Genomic DNA, 18251 nt, shown 5'->3' on the forward strand with positions numbered 1-18251 from the left:
TCATGAACGACAGGGAAAAGCAGATCCTTAAGATCTTGCGCCGCAATCCGTTGATTCAGCAGAATGAAATCGCCGATATTTTGCAGATCAGCCGTTCACGCGTCGCTGCGCATATTATGGATTTAATGCGTAAAGGCATGATCAAAGGTAAAGGTTATATCCTTACCGAACAGGATTATTGCGTGGTTGTCGGTGCTATCAACATGGATATCCGGGGGGTTGCAGACATCCATTATCCGCAGGCAGCCTCTAACCCTGGCAGCATTCATTGCTCAGCAGGCGGTGTAGGACGTAACATCGCCCACAACCTGGCGCTGTTGGGCCGCGACGTACATTTAATTTCCGCTGTTGGCAGTGACTTCTATGGCGAAACATTGCTGGAACAAACGCGTCAGGCTGGGGTTAACGTTTCCAGCTGCATTCGTCTGCATGGACACAACACCTCAACCTACCTGTCGATCGCTAATCAACAGGAAGAGACCGTACTGGCCATTAACGATACCCATATCCTGCAACAATTGACGCCGCAGTTGCTTAACGGTTCGCGAGATTTGATTCGCCATTCCGGTGTCGTACTGGCCGATTGCAATCTGACCGCCGAAGCCATTGAGTGGGTCTTTACTATTGCCGATGATATTCCGGTATTTATTGACACCGTTTCAGAGTTCAAAGCGGAAAAAATGAAAACCTGGTTTACGCGTATTCATACGCTAAAACCCACGCAGAAAGAGCTGGCGATTTTATGGGGCCAACCTATTCATACTGATGCGGATCGCGTACTGGCCGTCAATAGCCTGCATCAGCAAGGGGTAAAACGCATTTTTGTCTGCCTGGAAGATGAATCCGTTTTTTGCAGCGAAAAGGACGGCGAACAGTTTTTATTGACGCCGCCTGAGCATACGGTGGTAGACAGTTTTGGTGCCGATGACGCTTTTATGGCGGGATTACTGTACAGCTTTCTGGAAGGCAGTGAGTTTCGTGAAAGCGCGCGCTTTGCCATGGCCTGCGCGGCATTATCGCGGGCCAGCGTCAGTATCAACAACCCAACGCTCTCTGCGGATAACGCTCTGTATTTGCTGCAAACAGCTTGAATGTCTGCCGGATAGCGCTACGCTTATCCGGCCTACAAACTTTATTTTATGCCAGTCCGATAAAGAAACCGGCTATTGTCGCGCTCATCAGGTTTGACAGCGTTGCTGCTGCCAGCGCACGCATTCCAAGTTGCGCGATTTCCGGCGCACGCTGTGGCGCAATCGCCGAAAATGCCCCGACCACGACGCCAATCGAACCGAAGTTCGCGAAACCACACAACGCAAACGAGATAATCGCGATGGTCTTCACGTCCAGCGTTCCGCCCGTTTGCAGATACGGCGAGAAGTTGAGATAAGCGACAAATTCGTTGATCGCCAGCTTCTGTCCAATCAGACTACCTGCCAGCGTCGCATCGCTCCAGTCCACGCCCATAATCCACGCCAGCGGGGCTAACGCATAGCCAAAGATCCCTTCCAGAGTGGCGTGGCCAAAACCAAACCAACTGCCAATTCCGCCGATAATGCCGTTAATCAGCGCGATAATGGCGACAAATGCCATTACCACCGTCGCAACGCCTGCGGCGATCTTCAGCCCGGTCATAGCCCCACTGGCCGCCGCTTCGATGATGCTTTTCGGGGGTGTTTCAGTAAATGACAGGTTTTCAAAGGTGACGCGAGATTCTTCCGTTGCCGGACTCAGCATACGGGCGAACAAAATGCCGCCAGGGATTGCCATCAATGATGCCGCCAGCAAATAGTCAATCGGGACGCCCATTCCGGCGTAACCAATCATCATTGAGCCAGCAATCGAGGCCATCCCGCTACAAATAGCGGTAAACAGTTCATTACGATTAAGGCGGTCAATAAACGGTTTCACGATTGCCGGGATCTCGTTTTGCCCGAGGAAAATCGTGGTTACTGCGACAAATGACTCGATCTTACTGATGTTCAACGCCTTCTGGAAAATACCGCCGAGGATGCGGATCAATAGCCCCATCACGCCAATGTAATAGAGCAGACTGATGAGTGCGGTCACAAAAATGATGGCCGGGAGCACCCGGAAGGCGAAGATAAACCCAGCCCCGTCAAACAGCACATCCATTTTTGGCCCAACCAGGGAGCCGAAGATAAATGCGCTACCCGCGTCACTATATGACATCACCTTGTGGACGCCGAGCGCGGCCTGTTCAACCAGCCATTTTCCCGGCGGGAAATAGAGCATAATACCGCCGATGGCAATTTGCAGTACCAGCGCAGCCCCAACGGTGCGCAGACTAATACGTTTTTTATTTACTGACAGCAGAAACGCGATGGCCAGTAATACCACCATACCCACAACACTTCTCATTATATCCATAATGAAATTCCCTTCATGTCAGGAAACCCGGCGTTATCGCCAGGTTTTGGTAGGTTTGATATTCGCGGGCGACCGCATTCTGCCCGGGAAATTCTGTCAGGCGAGGCGTTGATACTCCTTCGCAATTTCACAGGCCAGCACCGCGTTGTTGAACACCAGTTGAATATTTGATTTCAGGCTGTCGCCACCGGTCAGCTCCGCAACTCGCGCCAGCAGGAACGGCGTACTTTCTTTACCCACGACGCCCTGCTCTTCCGCTTCTTTTACCGCCTGATCTATTGCCGCATTAATTTTCTCTTCTGCCATGGCAAACTGCTCCGGGATTGGATTAGCGACAACCAGGCCTCCATTAAGACCCGTTTGCCATTTCACCGCCATCGCGCGGGCAATCTCTTTAGCGTTGTCCAGACGGATACTGACTTCAAACGGACTGGTACGACAGAAAAATGCCGGTAACGCTTGGGTTCGATATCCAATTAACGGCACGCCAAAGGTTTCTAAATATTCAGTCGTTAAGCCAAGATCCAGAATAGATTTAGCACCAGCACAAATTACCGTGACATTGGTATGTGCCAGTTCCTGCAGATCCGCGGAAATATCAAACGTATGTTCAGCACCACGATGAACGCCACCAATTCCCCCTGTCGCAAATACTTTAATTCCAGCCAGCGCGGCAATAATCATCGTAGAGGCAACGGTGGTGGCACCATTTTTCCCTGCCGCGACCACAAATGGCAAATCACGACGACTTACTTTCGTAACGCTATGTCCTTCTCGTCCAAGCAATTCAATTTCATCTTTACTTAAACCTACTTTCATTATTCCGCCGATAATGGCAATGGTCGCAGGAACAGCGCCGTGCTTACGAATAGTTTCTTCTACTTCAATCGCTGTCTGAGCATTCTGCGGAAATGGCATTCCATGAGAAATAATGGTTGATTCAAGCGCAACAATCGGTTTTTTACTGTTTAATGCTTCCTGGACTTCTGGTGATATTTGTAATAATTCAGAGGAAAGAGTTAATTCAGACATTCTGTGTTCTCCACTATTGAGCTAACATTCGCAACAGACAAATCAGGGTTATTGGTATATTCACAGGCTAATGCCATTGATGAACACCCCTGCGCAAATCGAACCGAATCAATAAAGGGCATGCCGTCTACCCAGCAGGCGGCCAGTCCAGCCATCATCGCATCACCAGCCCCTGTGACATTAATGACGCGAGTTTTAATGGGGAGTGACCAACCACAACTCCCCGCAATATCACTGTAATAAACGCCGTCGCCGCCCATGCTGAGCACCAGCCGGTTTAAGCCGCGATCATGAAACCACGCGGCGACTTTGCTAACGTCATCACGCCCAGAAAGCGCAATACCGCTGAGCGTTTCGGCTTCAAGGCGGTTTGGTTTGAGGGTGTGAATTTTTGCAAAGCGGCCGCGAATTTTTACGCACTTCCAGGCCGACACCGGGTCAACAAACACCGGAACATCTCCGGCGTTTTCCAGTACCCATGCCAGAGCGTCTTCGCTGATATTGCAATCGGCGATAATGACTTTTGCCTGCCTAATAAAATCAAAATGCTGTGATAAAAATTCTGCTGAAATATGCTCGGTGATACTCATATCATTAATAGCCACCAGCATTTCACCAGTATTATCAAGCAGCGATAAATAACTGGATGTATTCTCTCCGGAAACGATAAGACACTTGTCGACATGTACTCCTGATTGATTAGTTTGTGCCAATAATGATTGACCATAAAAATCGTTACCAACCGCTGTTAGCAACCAAGAATTTTTACCCAGCAGCGCGAGATTATGTGCGATATTGCGTCCAACGCCACCGGGAGTGAATTTTATCTTACCTGGATTCGAATCCGCATAATTTAGAGAAGCATGCGAATACCCAGCAACATCCATATTGGCCGAGCCAATCGTTACGATGTATTCCTTTTCACGCATAGCACGTCCCCTGGCAATTAATTTGCCACAAATGAGTTCGTTAAAAATAACCAACGCCACACATCAGGTTATTAGAGCACATGTTCACTATCAAACATGTGTTCATAGTAAGCGTGTTTTTGACAAAGTAAATCCATCCACAAGCTATAAAGTCGATAGATATGAACAGAATCACAATTTTTTATAGATACAGTTTGTCAGGGAGAGAGAAAATGAGAGGTAGTACACAAATTGATCAGGTTAAAAAGCATCTTTGGTCATAACCGAAGGTTTTTCAGACGCGCCAGGCGAACTGGCGCGTATCAACTAAGCGAAACCAGATCCTCTGGCATATGGTTGTACAAAATCCGCCAGAAGTGCTCAGCCGTTTTATTCAGGCGGGTATCCATTCTATAAATATAGGCCTGAATAGGCACCATCAACTCCGGCGTGTCCAGACAAACCAGGCGTTTATCCCGTAGTTCGTTCACGATCGTCCACGCTGGCAGCCAGGCAATACCATGCCCATCCAATGCCATATTCTTCAATAGCTCACTCATCGAAGACATAAACAGCGTACGCCCCGAAATACTACCCACCTCCGCCAGGTGACGGTTAACCAATCTTCCCATGTAGGATGTGCTGGTATAGTTCAGTATCGGCACCTGCGGCTGATAGATATCAAACAACGCCTTACCCTGTGAATCCGCAGCACAGACGGGATACAGCTCAGACTCAAACACCTTCAAGCCGCAGAAAGGTGACTGCATTAAGTCTTCATCGCGAAAGGAGATAATGAAATCACTTTTCCCCTCGCGCAGCGTATTCACTGCCTGGACTACGTCAATCGCTTCGACGTGGTATACAAACTCCTCGCCCCATGCTGACATTGAATGTACTAATCTGGGCAACATCGTCAGCGACAGAGAATGCGCTGCCGCTATTTTGATATTGGGAACGCCAAGCAGGTTGTGACCACTAAGCTCATCTAAGTTACATTCCAGCTGTTGCAGCAGGCTACGGGTCTGCGAATGGAATAACTTACCCTCCTCCGTCAGCTGCAGTGGACTCGTCGTACGGTCAAACAGCAACACCCCAACGGCGGATTCAAGCGCCTTGATCCGCCGGCTAAATGCCGGTTGGGATAGGTTGCGCTCCTCCGCTGCCTGGGAAAAATGACGACACGCTTCCAGCGTCAAAAAGTCATATAACCATTTTGTCTCGATATTTTTCATGCCTGTCACGCGGATGTTTAAATATGTCAATTAGTCTTAAGCATCATGCCTGAATATGCCCGGAGATGATATTCAACATCAGCATCTGTTGATTCGTTTTTTGCATAACACCTTCGTTTTTGACATTAAGCTGTTTCTTTACCCATCGACCACGACAGCTTATCGCTGCGGAATTTCAGACACCAGCCTGATTACTGGCCTTCTGAGGTGGCAAAAGAAACTGCACCCATGCAGTTTTTGCATTGAACCATACATTATTGCATTTCTCCTCACGACACACTGCTGTTAAACATAGACACCAGACACACACCAGCCCTGATATTAAATATCGGTAATAGAGGTATATATTGTGAAAGGTTTAATTGGCGTACTTGGTGGTATGGGACCTGCTGCAACCGTCGATCTTTTTAATAAATTCGTCACCTTTACCGCAGCGCAACGCGATCAGGAACATATCCCATTAATTATTTCATCCATCCCTGATATTCCAGATCGAACTGATGCGTTAATGCATCATGGTCATTCCCCACTTCCGGCAATGCGTGATTATATGCATAAACTGGAAGATGCTGGTGCGGAGTGTATTGTGATCCCCTGTAATACTGCCCACTTTTGGTTTAATGAATTAAAAGAGTGCTGTCATACAGAGTTACTCAGTATCGTTGAAACCACCATGGATGAAGTCAAAAACTGCGGAAAATCACGTATCGGTTTACTTGCTACCAACGCCACCCTTTACATGGGACTCTACCAAAAAGGCATAGAATCTCTTGGCTTAACCTGTGTCAGCCCTGATTCATCCGGTCAGGAAAAAGTCATGGATAGCATTTATTGCTTAAAAGCCGGCGATCTTAAGCGGGCACAAACGCTGATGAATGAACAGGCTGAAATGCTCTTTTCACGCGGTGCAGAAGTCATTGTACTGGGATGTACTGAAGTCCCCGTCATTCTTGCCAACGCAGTCAAAAACTCACCAGATAAATATATTGACTCAACCGGTTCATTAGTACGCGCCGGTATTAAATGGTACGAAAAGCGGGTTGGCAAACATCATCTTCTGGCGCAATAACAGCCGTCACCAGTTTAATAAAGCATTAAACAAACACTTATTTTAATAACAAATTATTCTCTGGCGGAGGCCATTATGGTTTGGTTAGAAATTATCGTCGTGTTGGGTGCAATATTTTTTGGTATCCGCCTCGGCGGAATAGGTATCGGTTTATGCGGCGGGCTGGGGCTGGCTATTTTAACGTTGGGATTTGATCTACAAATTGGTTCGCCCCCCGTTGACGTTATTCTCATTATTATGACAGTTGTCGTGGCAGCATCGGCGCTACAGGCCGCCGGAGGTATGGATTATCTGGTTCGCGTAGCCGGTAATTTCATGCGGCGTAATCCTAAATATATCAATATTATTGCACCGATTATCACCTGGTCGATGACCATTATGGCCGGAACAGGGTTCATTGTATTTTCTACCCTACCGGTGATTGCCGAAGTCGCCAAAGAGTCCGGTATCCGCCCTTCTCGTACGCTCGCCGGCTCCGTGGTCGCCTCTCAGGTGGCGATATCCGGTTCACCGATCAGTGCCGCAATGGCGGCGATGCTGACCATTATGGAAGGCAACGGTGTCACCTTTATCCAGGTTATGGCGGTATGTCTGCCAGCTTCGTTTGTTGCCGCGATGGCCGCCGCTTTTATCGCCTCACGTCAGGGATGCGAGCTACAAGATGATGAAGTCTATCTTGAACGCCTGCAAAAAGGGTTGGTGCGTAAATATGAAGGGCAAAACAGCACTGTACCGGGTGCCAAACTCTCAGTCGCCCTGTTCATGTTAGCAACGGTCGTCATCGTTATTCTTGCCGCCTGCCCGCAGCTACGCCCCGGATTTGATGCCGGCAACCCAATGAATACCCGGGATATCATCATTATTTGTATGCTATCTGCCGCTTGCCTGATGGTGGTGTTATGCAAAACATCAACCGATGCTATTGTCCTGACCTCCACATTTCGAGCAGGGATGAGTTCACTGGCCGTCATTCTCGGGATTGTTACATTGGGAACGACCTTCATTGATGCCCACTTAGCGGAGATTAAGGATATCGCAGGCGATATTCTACGGGCTTATCCGATGCTGTTGGCGCTGGTGCTGTTTGGTACCTGCGCACTTCTCTACTCGCAAGGCGCCACAACGCCGCTGATTATCCCTCTGGCCGTTGCGCTCGGCGTACCTACATGGGCGATTCTGGCCTCCTATGTGGCGGTAACCGGGGTGTTTGTTCTACCAACATACCCGACTTCGCTGGCGGCAATGGAGTTCGACACCACAGGGACAACACGCGTGGGCAAGTATGTCTTAAACCATCCATTTATGCTGCCAGGACTGGGTGGGATCATTGCTGGCGTTGCCTTTGGTTTTATCATCGCGCCAATGATTGCCTGAACCGTTTTACATATCTATCTTCAGGCAGCAGTTAATCAATAAAAAAAGGGGCAGAGAAATCTCTGCCCCTGATGTCAGCATTAAATCATGCCGCTTTTGCCACAACCTCATCTTCCGGGCGCTTCAGCACCGCGTAGGAGAGACCGGCTACCAGCGTACCGGCAATAATGGCCAGCAGGTAGCCCAGTACCGGCGTAATTGCGCCTGGAATTAACAGGACGAAAAGCCCGCCGTGTGGCGCCATCAGTTTCGCACCCACTGCCATCGAGATAGCACCGGTAATCGCACCACCAACGATACAGCAAGGCAGAACGCGCATCGGGTCACGGGCAGCGAATGGAATAGCCCCTTCGGTGATAAAGCACAGGCCCAGTACCAGCGCTGCTTTGCCGCCTTCCTGCTGCGCTTTGTCGAACTTACGGCGCGCAACCAGCGTTGCCAAACCCAGAGCCAGCGGGGGAACCATACCTGCCGCCATGATGGCCGCCATCGGCGCATAAGTTTGCGTACTCAGCAGACCCACACCGAAAGCATACGCCGCCTTGTTAACCGGACCACCCATATCGGTACACATCATGCCGCCAAGAATCGCTCCAAGCAGCACCGCATTCGCCGTACCCATGGTTTGCAGCCAGTGGGTCAGACCTTCCAGAATGCCAGCCACCGGTTTGCCGATCAGGTAAATCATGGCCAGACCAACCACCAGGCTTGAGAACAGCGGAATGATCAGGATCGGTTTCAGCGCTTCCATACTCTGCGGGAGTTTCAACTTCGTGCTGATAAGCTTCGCCACATAACCGGCAAGGAAACCAGCAATAATCCCGCCAATAAAGCCGGAACCGGTGCTCACCGCCAGCATACCGCCGATAAGACCCGGCGTCAGACCAGGACGGTCAGCGATGGAAAACGCGATATAACCTGCCAAAACCGGCACCATCAGCGCAAAAGCTGAACCACCGCCAATCTGCATCAGCGCCGCCGCCAGCGTACCCTGCTCTTTAAACGCTTCGATACCAAAAGCGAACGAGAGTGCAATACACAGACCGCCAGCAACCACCATCGGCAGCATGTAAGAGACGCCCGTCAGCAGGTGACGATATGCCCCCGCGCTCTCTTTCTTACTTTCGGTTGCTGAAGTCTGCGCTTTACCGGTTGGCTGGTACGGTGTTGCTTCTTCCAGCGCTTTGTCCAGCTCCTGCTTGGTTTTCTTCAACGCAAGACCCGTAGAGGTGCGGTACATCGGTTTGCCGGCAAACTTCGCCAGATCAACTTCAATGTCAGCTGCCACAATCACCAGATCCGCCTGAGCCACTTCTTCCGGCGTAATGGCATTGCCTGCGCCAACAGAACCTCGAGTTTCAACCTTCACCCACCAGCCACGTTTTTTCGCTTCTGTTTCAATCGCTTCAGCAGCCATAAACGTATGAGCAACACCGGTCGGACACGCCGTCACTGCCACTACACGTTTTGGACCACTGCTGGCCACAGGTGCTGTTGCAACCGGGGCACTGTAAGGTTTTGCATGGCCCTTCGCTTCGCTGAGGAACAGTTCAGGGTGCGCAACCGCACGACCAATGTCGCCCAGCCAGACTTTTTTGCCGTTCAGCGAACTGTCGGCAGGAAGCGTATCGCCCAGAACAATTGCCAGTTCGGCATCATTCGGATTATCAATAATTTCCAGATGTGCTTTCTGTGCCGCCGCTCCAAGCAGGGTTTTCGCCATGTAAGCGCGAGCCTGGCCGAGATTAGCGTCAATAATCAGCAGCGTTTTCATTATGCCTCTCCTGCTGTCAGTTAAACGGTTTTAAGTCGACACGCGCCATCATTGCGGCCAACTGAGGACGATCGGTAATACCTACATTACTTTGGCTTACTGCCAGGGCGGCAACAGCCGTCGCCAGACGCAGGGTATGTTCACTGGACTCACGCATCAGCAGGCCGTAAATCAGACCGCCAACCATTGAATCACCCGCGCCGACGGTGCTGACCACCTCAACTGACGGCGGTTTAGCAATCCACTCACCTGAAGCGTTAACCCACAGCGCACCTTCCGCGCCGAGTGAAATCACCACGTGAGCAATACCCTGCTCGCGCAACGCATGCGCCGCATCAATCACATCTTTCATTTCCGGCAGTTTGCGGCCTGCCCAGATTTCCAGCTCACGACGGTTTGGTTTCACCAGCCACGGTGCCGCTTTCAGACCCGCCACCAACGCTTCACGACTACTATCAAAGATAATGCAAGGACACTGACTGCGCAGGCGCGTCATCCAGTCGGTGAAGGCTTCCGGGCTCACGCCGGTCGGCAAACTGCCGCTGACGCACACCATGTCGAACTGGCCCAGCCAGCTCAGCGAGTCATTCACAAAGCGTTCCCAGTCAGCCGGGGTGACTTCAAAGCCGGAGAAATTAAAGTCAGAAACTTCACCGTCTTTTTCGGTCAGTTTGACGTTGATACGGGTACGCCCTTGGACAACCTGAAAACGGTTGGCAATACCCAGTTCGCTGAACAACTGCTGAAAACCATCCTGGTTGTCTTTACCCAGGAAGCCGCCCACAGTGACATCGATACCTAAATCCTTCAAAACCTTAGCGACGTTAATTCCTTTCCCTGCCGCGTGCAGACCGGTGGTTTTAACCAGGTTCACTTCACCGCGTTCAATTTCCGGGCAAAAGCCCACCAGGTCGTAAGCCGGGTTAAGGGTGATAGTCGCAACACGTCTGCTCATTACGCGCCCTCCCCCAGACCTGCCGCGATGGCTTCTCCAATCGCCTTCAGCGCCTGTTCAGCATCTTCGCCCTGTGCGGTAAAGCGCAGGTGATGTCCTTTTTTCACACCTAATGCCACAACTTTCATCAGACTGCGTCCATTCGCCGGTTTGCCGGTTCCATCAAGATTTGTCAAGGTAATTTCACTGTTAAATTGTTTAATCGTATTCACCAGCATGGTGCCCGGGCGGGCATGTAACCCATGCTCATTGCGCACAATAAATTCGGCGCTCAGTACATCATCAGTTAAGGCGTCATCGCTGGTCAGCAGCGCCAGCACCGTTGCCGCATCGGCTTTCAACAAACGGTCAGCTTTATTATTCAGCAGCAGATCGCCAAGGCGCTTCAGCACGGCAACCGGTTGATCGTCATTCATGGCGACGGTCACCAGCAGGGCTGCCGCTTCACCTTGTACATCGAACGTTGTTGCTGCACGGCTGACCGCAACAGCGCTACGAACGTTGCCTTCAGCACAGTCATTCAGCCAGATCCCCTGACCGAGATTCATCGGCTGCTCATTGATTGCTCTGGTCACAAAGGTGGCGTCAACTGCACCGACTTCTTTCAGTCGTGCCGCGTTGAGTGCCTGCAGCGTCACCAGCGAGTTGGCCACGACATCCAGCGACAGCGTTTCGTTATCAAGCTTCAGCTGTTCGCTTTGCTTTTCGCCCATCAGCAGCGCACGCAGTTCTTCCGCCGTGGTCGCAGATTTCAGCTGTTCAGCGACGGAGTCATCGCTCAGCACGTGTGTCAGCTGACGCAGTAAACCGAGGTGTTCATCAGAGCTTGCGGCGATGCCGATTGCCACATAAGCAACCTGCCCTTCGCCCCAGGTCACGCCCTGCGGAAACTGAAAAACCTGCACACCGGTTTTCAGCACCTGATCGCGCGTGTCCGTCGTACCGTGAGGAATCGCAATACCGTTGCCGAGGAACGTGGACGTCTGTTGTTCGCGCGCCAGCATGCCATCGACGTAGCCTTCCGCGACGTTACCCGCCTGCACTAAGGCAGCGGCAACCTGGCGAATAGCCTCTTCTTTATTCCCGGCCTGTTCGCCCGGGTGAATATCCTGAACAGATAACTGGAACATGGTTCTCCTCTCCCGCTGATTTGAAACGATTCAGCTAACATGAGAAAAAAGGCGTCACCTGACTCCATCAGTTATGGCGAGATGACGCTGAAACGTTTCAAGAAGTCTTGCTCTTTTTTCTTCAGCACACAAGTAAAGTTGACAAATTACTTGCTGAATTTAGAGATAACGCACATTTTCTCTGCGAAGGAGAAAAAACTGCTGACGGAAAAACGGCGTCAGCTTGTCAGATTCAGCAACGTCAGCAAACAGCATTCTTTGACTGAAATGCTATTTTGATTTTTGATGCCGATTTTGATTTGGCTCCCTGTTTATTTTCTGACAAGCGGCGTAAACTCCGCGTCTCTTCACATCATTGATATCAAAACATGCATAACACCCCCGTAGCCGCCACACCCAAGGCGTTTGATTTAACGTCTTCGGCGTTCCTGCTTGTCGCATTTCTGACGGGTATCGCCGGTGCGTTGCAGACGCCAACGCTTAGCCTTTTTCTGACGGATGAAGTCCATGCCCGTCCCGGCATGGTCGGGTTCTTTTTTACCGGCAGCGCCGTGATCGGCATTTTGGTGAGTCAGTTTCTGGCCGGGCGCTCGGATAAAAAAGGCGATCGCAAAAACCTGATTGTGTTTTGCTGCGTGCTGGGGATGCTGGCCTGCGTGCTGTTCGCCTGGAACCGTAACTATTTTATTCTGCTGTTTATCGGGGTATTCCTCAGCAGCTTTGGATCGACTGCCAACCCGCAAATGTTTGCTCTCGCCCGTGAACACGCCGATCGCACAGGTCGGGAAGCTGTCATGTTCAGCTCAATATTACGTGCGCAGGTTTCGCTGGCCTGGGTAATTGGCCCACCGCTGGCCTACGCGCTGGCCATGGGGTTCAGCTTTACGGTGATGTATCTCAGCGCAGCGGTGGCGTTTGTTGTCTGCGGCGTAATGGTCTGGTTATTTTTACCCTCGATGAGTAAAAACGTGCCGCTCGCAACAGGCGCAGTTGAAGCCCCGCGCCGCAATCGACGCGACACGCTGCTGCTGTTTGTTATCTGCACATTAATGTGGGGCACTAATAGTCTCTATATCATTAATATGCCGCTGTTTATCATCAACGAACTGCATCTGCCGGAAAAACTGGCTGGCATCATGATGGGTACCGCTGCCGGACTGGAAATCCCGACCATGTTGATTGCTGGCTATTTTGCAAAGCGTCTGGGCAAACGTCTGTTGATGAGAATTGCCGTCGTCGCCGGATTCTTCTTTTATGCCGGTATGCTGCTGGCTCACTCTCCGGCGATATTACTTGGCTTACAGCTGCTGAATGCGATTTACATCGGCATCCTCGGCGGAATTGGCATGCTCTATTTCCAGGATCTGATGCCAGGACAGGCAGGCTCAGCAACGACCCTGTATACGAATACCATTCGCGTGGGCTGGATTATTGCCGGATCGCTGGCGGGGATTGCCGCTGAAATCTGGAACTATCACGCGGTGTTCTGGTTTGCGCTGGTGATGATCGTCGCCACCGTTGTGTGCCTGGCGCGCATCAAGGACGTTTAAGGCGCGGTCAGCGCTTCAAGCTCGATGAGATAAACCATGGCCTGGTGCGTCGTCTGTCCGCACATTTCCGCACTGGGCTGTAAACCGCCGCACACTTTTGGTCGTAGCGGCGAAGCAAAAATTTTGCAACGCAGGGATTCATCCAGCTGAACGCATGGCGTATTAGCAGGTTTGCCATCAGGCATGCCAGGGATGGGACTGGAGATTGAAGGCGCGGTGCAGCATGCACCACAATCCGGACGGCATTCCATACAGTACTCTCTTTATCGTAAACCATCGGATTGTGCGGGAAGCGCACAGTACCACCTTTTTGGCACCAGCAAAAGCATGAATTCCGCTTGCCTGAATGCCCCGGCGCGAGTAGTTTTACGCGATATTTTAGACACTCCTCACTACAGGATTTTTTCGATGCCAAGAGCGAACGAAATTAAAAAAGGTATGGTACTAAACTACAACGGCAAGCTGCTGATTGTAAAAGATATCGATATTCAATCACCATCCGCACGTGGTGCAGCTACTCTGTACAAAATGCGTTTTTCTGATGTGCGTACCGGTCTGAAAGTTGAAGAACGCTTCAAAGGCGACGATATCGTGGATACCGTCACCCTGAGCCGCCGCGGGGTTGATTTCTCCTACGTCGATGGCAACGAATACATCTTTATGGATAAAGAAGACTATACCCCGTATACCTTCACCAAAGACCAGATTGAAGAAGAGCTGCTGTTCATGCCGGAAGGCGGTATGCCGGATATGCAGGTACTGACCTGGGACGGCCAACTGCTGGCGCTTGAACTGCCGCAGACCGTAGACCTGGAAATCGTTGAAACCTCACCGGGTATTAAAGGTGCTTCAGCGAGTGCGCGCAACAAGCCAGCAACCCTGAGCACCGGTCTGGTGATCCAGGTTCCTGAGTATCTTAGTGCGGGTGAAAAAATCCGTATTCATATCGAAGAACGTCGCTATATGGGCCGCGCAGATTAATTTTCTACCGCTCGCTGACGATAAGGGACAGCTCGTCTTTTAAGCATATATGGTGAACATGTGATTCCGGCTCAGGGTTACGTTCACCTCATGCTCATCATTTCTCTGAAGCGCAGATACCCGTGAACGTGCAAGGGAGGCTCACCGCCGCCTCCCTTGCAACCCAGGCTCCCGGCGGGAAAATCGTCGCTACGCGAGTTATTCGTCTTATGTCGTCTGCCTGTCGGGTCGGTGCCGAGCCTGCATCCCTGCAGGCCGTCCCCTCTGCCCGCATCCCTGCGGGCAGCCCCGGTCAGCCGTCAACGCCTCATCGATTTTCAGCCGGACCGGGGTCATCGCTGTAATGCTCTGACTTCCAGTTAAATCTGATTTGCTGTTCAGATATATTCAAAAAAAAATACAGGTGGTTAGGTGTGGGCTGGTCCGGCTGAAAATTGCCGACGTGTTTCCGTAAGGCCGGGAGAGCCAGCATGGATGCTGGCTCAGGGCGCGCTTTGCAAGGACGCTTCCTCGCGCCCGGCCCGATAGCCTGGAGGAATAAGCGGAGGGTATTGCGTAGCAACAATTTTCCCGCCGGGAGCCGGGATTGTAAAGGGCGTGGCGGAGAACGCCCTTTACACGTTCACAGGAATCCGGATTTCAGAGAAACGATGAACATGAGGTGAACGGAACTCTTTCTCCGAGATAGCCTGTTCTTTACCTCCGCCAGCGCAGGCTGTCCCTTTGTCATTTTCAGCGCTGACTGCTGAAATAAAAATCATCCATCAGCAGCGACTCCAGATACTGTTCATCCTCTTGCATAAAACGCACTATCAGATTAACCGCCTGAGGATAAAACCCCTCATTATCCCGCACCAGACAAGCGTCGCGAAATAACGGTGCCCAGCACAGAATATGATGATGCAAAAAGTAATACTGCGCGGAGAATTTCTCCTCTTTAGCAACCATCCTCGCCATTAATGCCAACTGTACGGCAATATGATCGGAGGGTTCATTCTCCCGAGCCGCCAGCCCTTGCTCAACCAGCAGCACATTCATTTGCCGACGTTCTTCTGCCGCCGTCGTGTGTGGATAGTGCCCCGCATAGGGAGAAACACTAGCCGGCGGGGCCAGCAGAAACAACGAGGCAAAATCTGCGGCCAACTCAAGCTGTCGGGAGTCGCGCCGCAGAACCCGGCCCAGGCTACGCTCAAAACGTTTAACATTGGCAGATAATCCGGGGATCTCCTCGAGTGAGGCAATCCATGCCTGGCTATTGCCATTTTCCAGACTGGCGAGCTGTTTTTCATCCAGCTCACGAAATAACAGTTGCGAAAACCACTGGTACACAGCCGCCCGCTGCTGATGAATTTGATTATGCTGCACTGGTCCCCTCCTCTTTCACAATCTGCGGACCACCGAAAGCCGTCACCTGCGGGGCTTTCTGCTGATAACGCTCGACCTCCACCAGCACGGTATGTGCTGAAGGCCCCTGGGCCAGCTGTGAAGTACCGATATCCGCACTCAGCACGTTCGGGTCGCCATAGGTGCATAATGTCCCGGCTTTCCCCCCTTCCTGCGGGGAGTACCACGCGCCTTCATGAATACGGACCACGCCAGGGGTAAAATCCGGACTGATTACCACGCCAGCCAGTACCTGACCACGAGCGTTAAAAACGCGGGCGATATCACCGGCTTTTAAGCCACGAGTGGTGGCATCCTGTTCGCTGATATAAAGCGGCTCTCTTCCGGCAACTGCATAGGTGTTGCGAAACGCCTCGCTTGAGCACAACTGGGAATGTAGACGTTTATCCGGATGGCAGGATTGCAAATGCAGCGGGTATTTATCTTTTTTGCCGCTATGGGTACGCTCAAAGGGTTCCATCCACACCGGATGCCCCGGACAATCCTCATAGGCAAAACCCGCGATGGTTTTGCTGTAGATTTCAATAAGACCTGACGGCGTACCCAGCGGATTCAGGTCTGGCTGCTCACGAAACTCGCCGTGACGTACCCACGGCTGACCCGGCGGATATTCAATATATCCGTCACCCTGCCAGAACGTTGTGAAGTCCGGTAAGGTAACACCGAGCGACGCCCCCATCTTCACACCTTCGTCATAAAGCGCCTGTATCCACTGCATTTCATTCCGGTTTTCACGGTACACCGCTTCCTTATCAAATCGCTTACACAGCCCGGCAAAGATGTCAAAATCATGCCGCGCTTCGTATTGCGGTTTAACAATCTGATGCAGCGCCATCAGCCCTTTATTCGAATGCGTGCCGAACTGCTCAATATCGTTACGTTCAAAACGGGTGGTCACAGGCAGAACGATATCGGCAAAACGGCACGACGCGGTCCATTGGTGATCTAACACCACCACGGTTTCCAGCTTTTTCCACGCGTCGATCATGCGGTTCCTGTCCTGCTGGGCGTGGAATGGATTGGCCGCACTGTAGATCGCCATTTTGATGTCAGGATACGTTAACGTCTCACCGTTGAAGGCAATCTTGTTGCCTGGCGCAAGCAGGCAGTCAACGATACGCGAAGTGGGGATATGCTCCGATGCGCCGCGAAAATCCGCTTTGTACTTCGCCTGCGGGGGATTAGTAATACTCCCCAGCCCGGAGAGCACTGGCCCGGTCGATGTTACCGTTCCACCGCCGTTATAGTGCCAGCCAAATCCGACCCCGCCGCCGGGCAAACCAATTTGACCGACCATACTGGCCAGTACCACCAGCATCCACGGATACTGCTCACCGTGGTGCATGCGTTGTACGCACCAACCGGCCATAAACTGTGTCCGGCCTTTCACCAACAGGCGGGCGAAGTCTCGGATCTGCTCTGCTGTCAGCCCGCAGATTTCTGCCGCCCATTCGGCATTTTTCGGCTGTTTATCACTCTCGCCCAGCAGGTACGGTAAAAACTGTTCAAAGCCGACGGTGTAATCGGTAATAAACGCCGTGTCGTACAGTTTTTCTTCGTACAGGGTATGCGCCAGTGCCAGCATTAACGCGACGTCGGTTTGTGGCCGCAACGCCAATTGCTCGCAGCCAAGATAGTTTTGAGATTTGCTACGCACTGGATCAACGCTGATAACGCGCATCTTATTCTGCGCTACCGCCTCTTTAATCTGCTGCCAGTAGCCAAACGCATCGTGATCGGGAACCAAAAACTCGATCTGCAAGTTCTTGATCGGATCGCAACCCCACAACACGATGGTATTGCTGTTTTGAATCACCAGCGGGAGTGACGTCTGCTGCTCATAAACTTCCAGTGAACCAATCACATGCGGTAAAATGACCTGGGCCGCTGCCGCAGAATAGTCGCCGACAGTTGTCACATAGCTACCATGCAGGCCAAGTCCCCGGTCCATCGCCCCGCCCGCTTTATGGTATTTGCCTACCATTTGCCAGTCAGCAAGCCCGGTAAATACGCCTGATGAACCATAGGTTTTTTGCACCCGCTCCAGCTCTTCGTAAAACAAATCCAGCGCCTGATCCCAACTGACCCGTACAAAACGGTTATCTCCGCGCTGGCTGCGATCCGACTTCTCACGTTTAAGCAGCCAGTCCAGACGCACCATCGGGTAGCGCACCCGCGACGGGTTGTAGACCACTTCACGCACCGCGTTCAGCATATCGCAGGGATATTTGTCATGTTTGAACGGACGGGTTTCGGTCCACTCACCGTTGACCACTTTGGCTTCAAAAGCGCCATAGTGCGAACCTGATTGAATCCACTGTTCGGGATTTTCCCCCGCCGCCCACACTTTTGATATCAGCGGATTAGGCGCCAGTGCGCTGGCAGCACCCACCGCCAACATACCGCTGAGAAAACGGCGGCGGGACGGATTAAAGTCATGAATATCCATAC

At 51.6% G+C, this 18251-nt stretch carries 15 protein-coding genes; 5 read left to right on the plus strand and 10 right to left on the minus strand.

The window, feature by feature from the left end:
• Window positions 1-2: 2 nt before the first annotated feature.
• Entirely contained in the window at window positions 3-1091 is a 1089-nt protein-coding gene (locus C2U41_RS13385; RefSeq protein ID WP_003027430.1) for a sugar kinase, read from the plus strand.
• 46 nt (window positions 1092-1137) lie between these two features.
• On the opposite strand, the gene C2U41_RS13390 is transcribed toward C2U41_RS13385, so the two are convergent.
• The 4 genes from C2U41_RS13390 to hypT form a co-directional block, all read right to left on the minus strand.
• The gene (locus tag C2U41_RS13390; protein WP_048217324.1) at window positions 1138-2388 is read right to left on the minus strand and encodes a NupC/NupG family nucleoside CNT transporter; all 1251 of its coding nucleotides are present in this window, start codon (window positions 2386-2388) and stop codon (window positions 1138-1140) included.
• 96 nt (window positions 2389-2484) lie between these two features.
• Entirely contained in the window at window positions 2485-3420 is a 936-nt protein-coding gene (locus C2U41_RS13395; protein ID WP_103848661.1) for a pseudouridine-5'-phosphate glycosidase, read from the minus strand.
• Window positions 3408-4349: a pseudouridine kinase gene (locus tag C2U41_RS13400; protein WP_003027434.1), complete on the minus strand. Its 942-nt coding sequence runs from the start codon at window positions 4347-4349 to the stop codon at window positions 3408-3410. The genes C2U41_RS13395 and C2U41_RS13400 overlap by 13 nt, the downstream gene beginning before the upstream one ends.
• A gap of 302 nt (window positions 4350-4651) precedes the next feature.
• Window positions 4652-5563 (minus strand): hypochlorite stress DNA-binding transcriptional regulator HypT, encoded by a 912-nt coding sequence (gene hypT, locus C2U41_RS13405; RefSeq protein ID WP_048217323.1) that lies wholly within the window; start codon window positions 5561-5563, stop codon window positions 4652-4654.
• 349 nt (window positions 5564-5912) lie between these two features.
• On the opposite strand from hypT, the gene C2U41_RS13410 reads away from it, so the two are divergent.
• Window positions 5913-6632, plus strand: coding sequence for an aspartate/glutamate racemase family protein (locus C2U41_RS13410; RefSeq protein WP_003840089.1), 720 nt, complete (start codon window positions 5913-5915; stop codon window positions 6630-6632).
• Window positions 6633-6707: 75 nt separating this feature from the next.
• Entirely contained in the window at window positions 6708-8006 is a 1299-nt protein-coding gene (locus tag C2U41_RS13415; protein WP_003845167.1) for an anaerobic C4-dicarboxylate transporter, read from the plus strand.
• 85 nt (window positions 8007-8091) lie between these two features.
• On the opposite strand, the gene fruA is transcribed toward C2U41_RS13415, so the two are convergent.
• Genes fruA through fruB form a run of 3 tightly spaced genes read right to left on the minus strand, consistent with a single transcriptional unit; the run spans window position 8092 to window position 11865 of the window.
• The gene (fruA, locus tag C2U41_RS13420) at window positions 8092-9780 is read right to left on the minus strand and encodes a PTS fructose transporter subunit IIBC (RefSeq protein WP_003840084.1); all 1689 of its coding nucleotides are present in this window, start codon (window positions 9778-9780) and stop codon (window positions 8092-8094) included.
• Between the two features lie 16 nt (window positions 9781-9796).
• Entirely contained in the window at window positions 9797-10735 is a 939-nt protein-coding gene (gene fruK, locus C2U41_RS13425; RefSeq protein ID WP_003027446.1) for a 1-phosphofructokinase, read from the minus strand.
• Window positions 10735-11865, minus strand: a complete 1131-nt coding sequence (gene fruB, locus C2U41_RS13430) for a fused PTS fructose transporter subunit IIA/HPr protein (RefSeq protein ID WP_103848662.1) — start codon at window positions 11863-11865, stop codon at window positions 10735-10737. The genes fruK and fruB overlap by 1 nt, the downstream gene beginning before the upstream one ends.
• Window positions 11866-12233: 368 nt before the next feature.
• On the opposite strand from fruB, the gene setB reads away from it, so the two are divergent.
• The gene (gene setB / locus C2U41_RS13435) at window positions 12234-13415 is read left to right on the plus strand and encodes a sugar efflux transporter SetB (protein ID WP_016150664.1); all 1182 of its coding nucleotides are present in this window, start codon (window positions 12234-12236) and stop codon (window positions 13413-13415) included.
• On the opposite strand, the gene C2U41_RS13440 is transcribed toward setB, so the two are convergent.
• On the minus strand, window positions 13412-13666 hold the full coding sequence (locus C2U41_RS13440; protein ID WP_003027451.1) for a YkgJ family cysteine cluster protein: 255 nt from the start codon (window positions 13664-13666) through the stop codon (window positions 13412-13414). The genes setB and C2U41_RS13440 overlap by 4 nt on opposite strands.
• Before the next feature lie 157 nt (window positions 13667-13823).
• On the opposite strand from C2U41_RS13440, the gene yeiP reads away from it, so the two are divergent.
• Window positions 13824-14396, plus strand: a complete 573-nt coding sequence (gene yeiP, locus C2U41_RS13445) for an elongation factor P-like protein YeiP (protein WP_003027452.1) — start codon at window positions 13824-13826, stop codon at window positions 14394-14396.
• Window positions 14397-15128: 732 nt separating this feature from the next.
• Here yeiP and torD read toward each other — a convergent pair.
• Together torD and torA are read right to left on the minus strand one after the other, a co-directional pair.
• Window positions 15129-15761, minus strand: coding sequence for a molecular chaperone TorD (gene torD, locus C2U41_RS13460; protein ID WP_103848663.1), 633 nt, complete (start codon window positions 15759-15761; stop codon window positions 15129-15131).
• Window positions 15751-18249: a trimethylamine-N-oxide reductase TorA gene (torA, locus tag C2U41_RS13465; protein ID WP_103848664.1), complete on the minus strand. Its 2499-nt coding sequence runs from the start codon at window positions 18247-18249 to the stop codon at window positions 15751-15753. Before torA ends, torD begins: the two co-directional genes overlap by 11 nt.
• Window positions 18250-18251 lie beyond the last annotated feature (2 nt).

Source organism: Citrobacter freundii complex sp. CFNIH4, from assembly GCF_002934505.1.
In the GTDB taxonomy this organism is placed as follows: Bacteria; Pseudomonadota; Gammaproteobacteria; order Enterobacterales; family Enterobacteriaceae; genus Citrobacter; species Citrobacter freundii.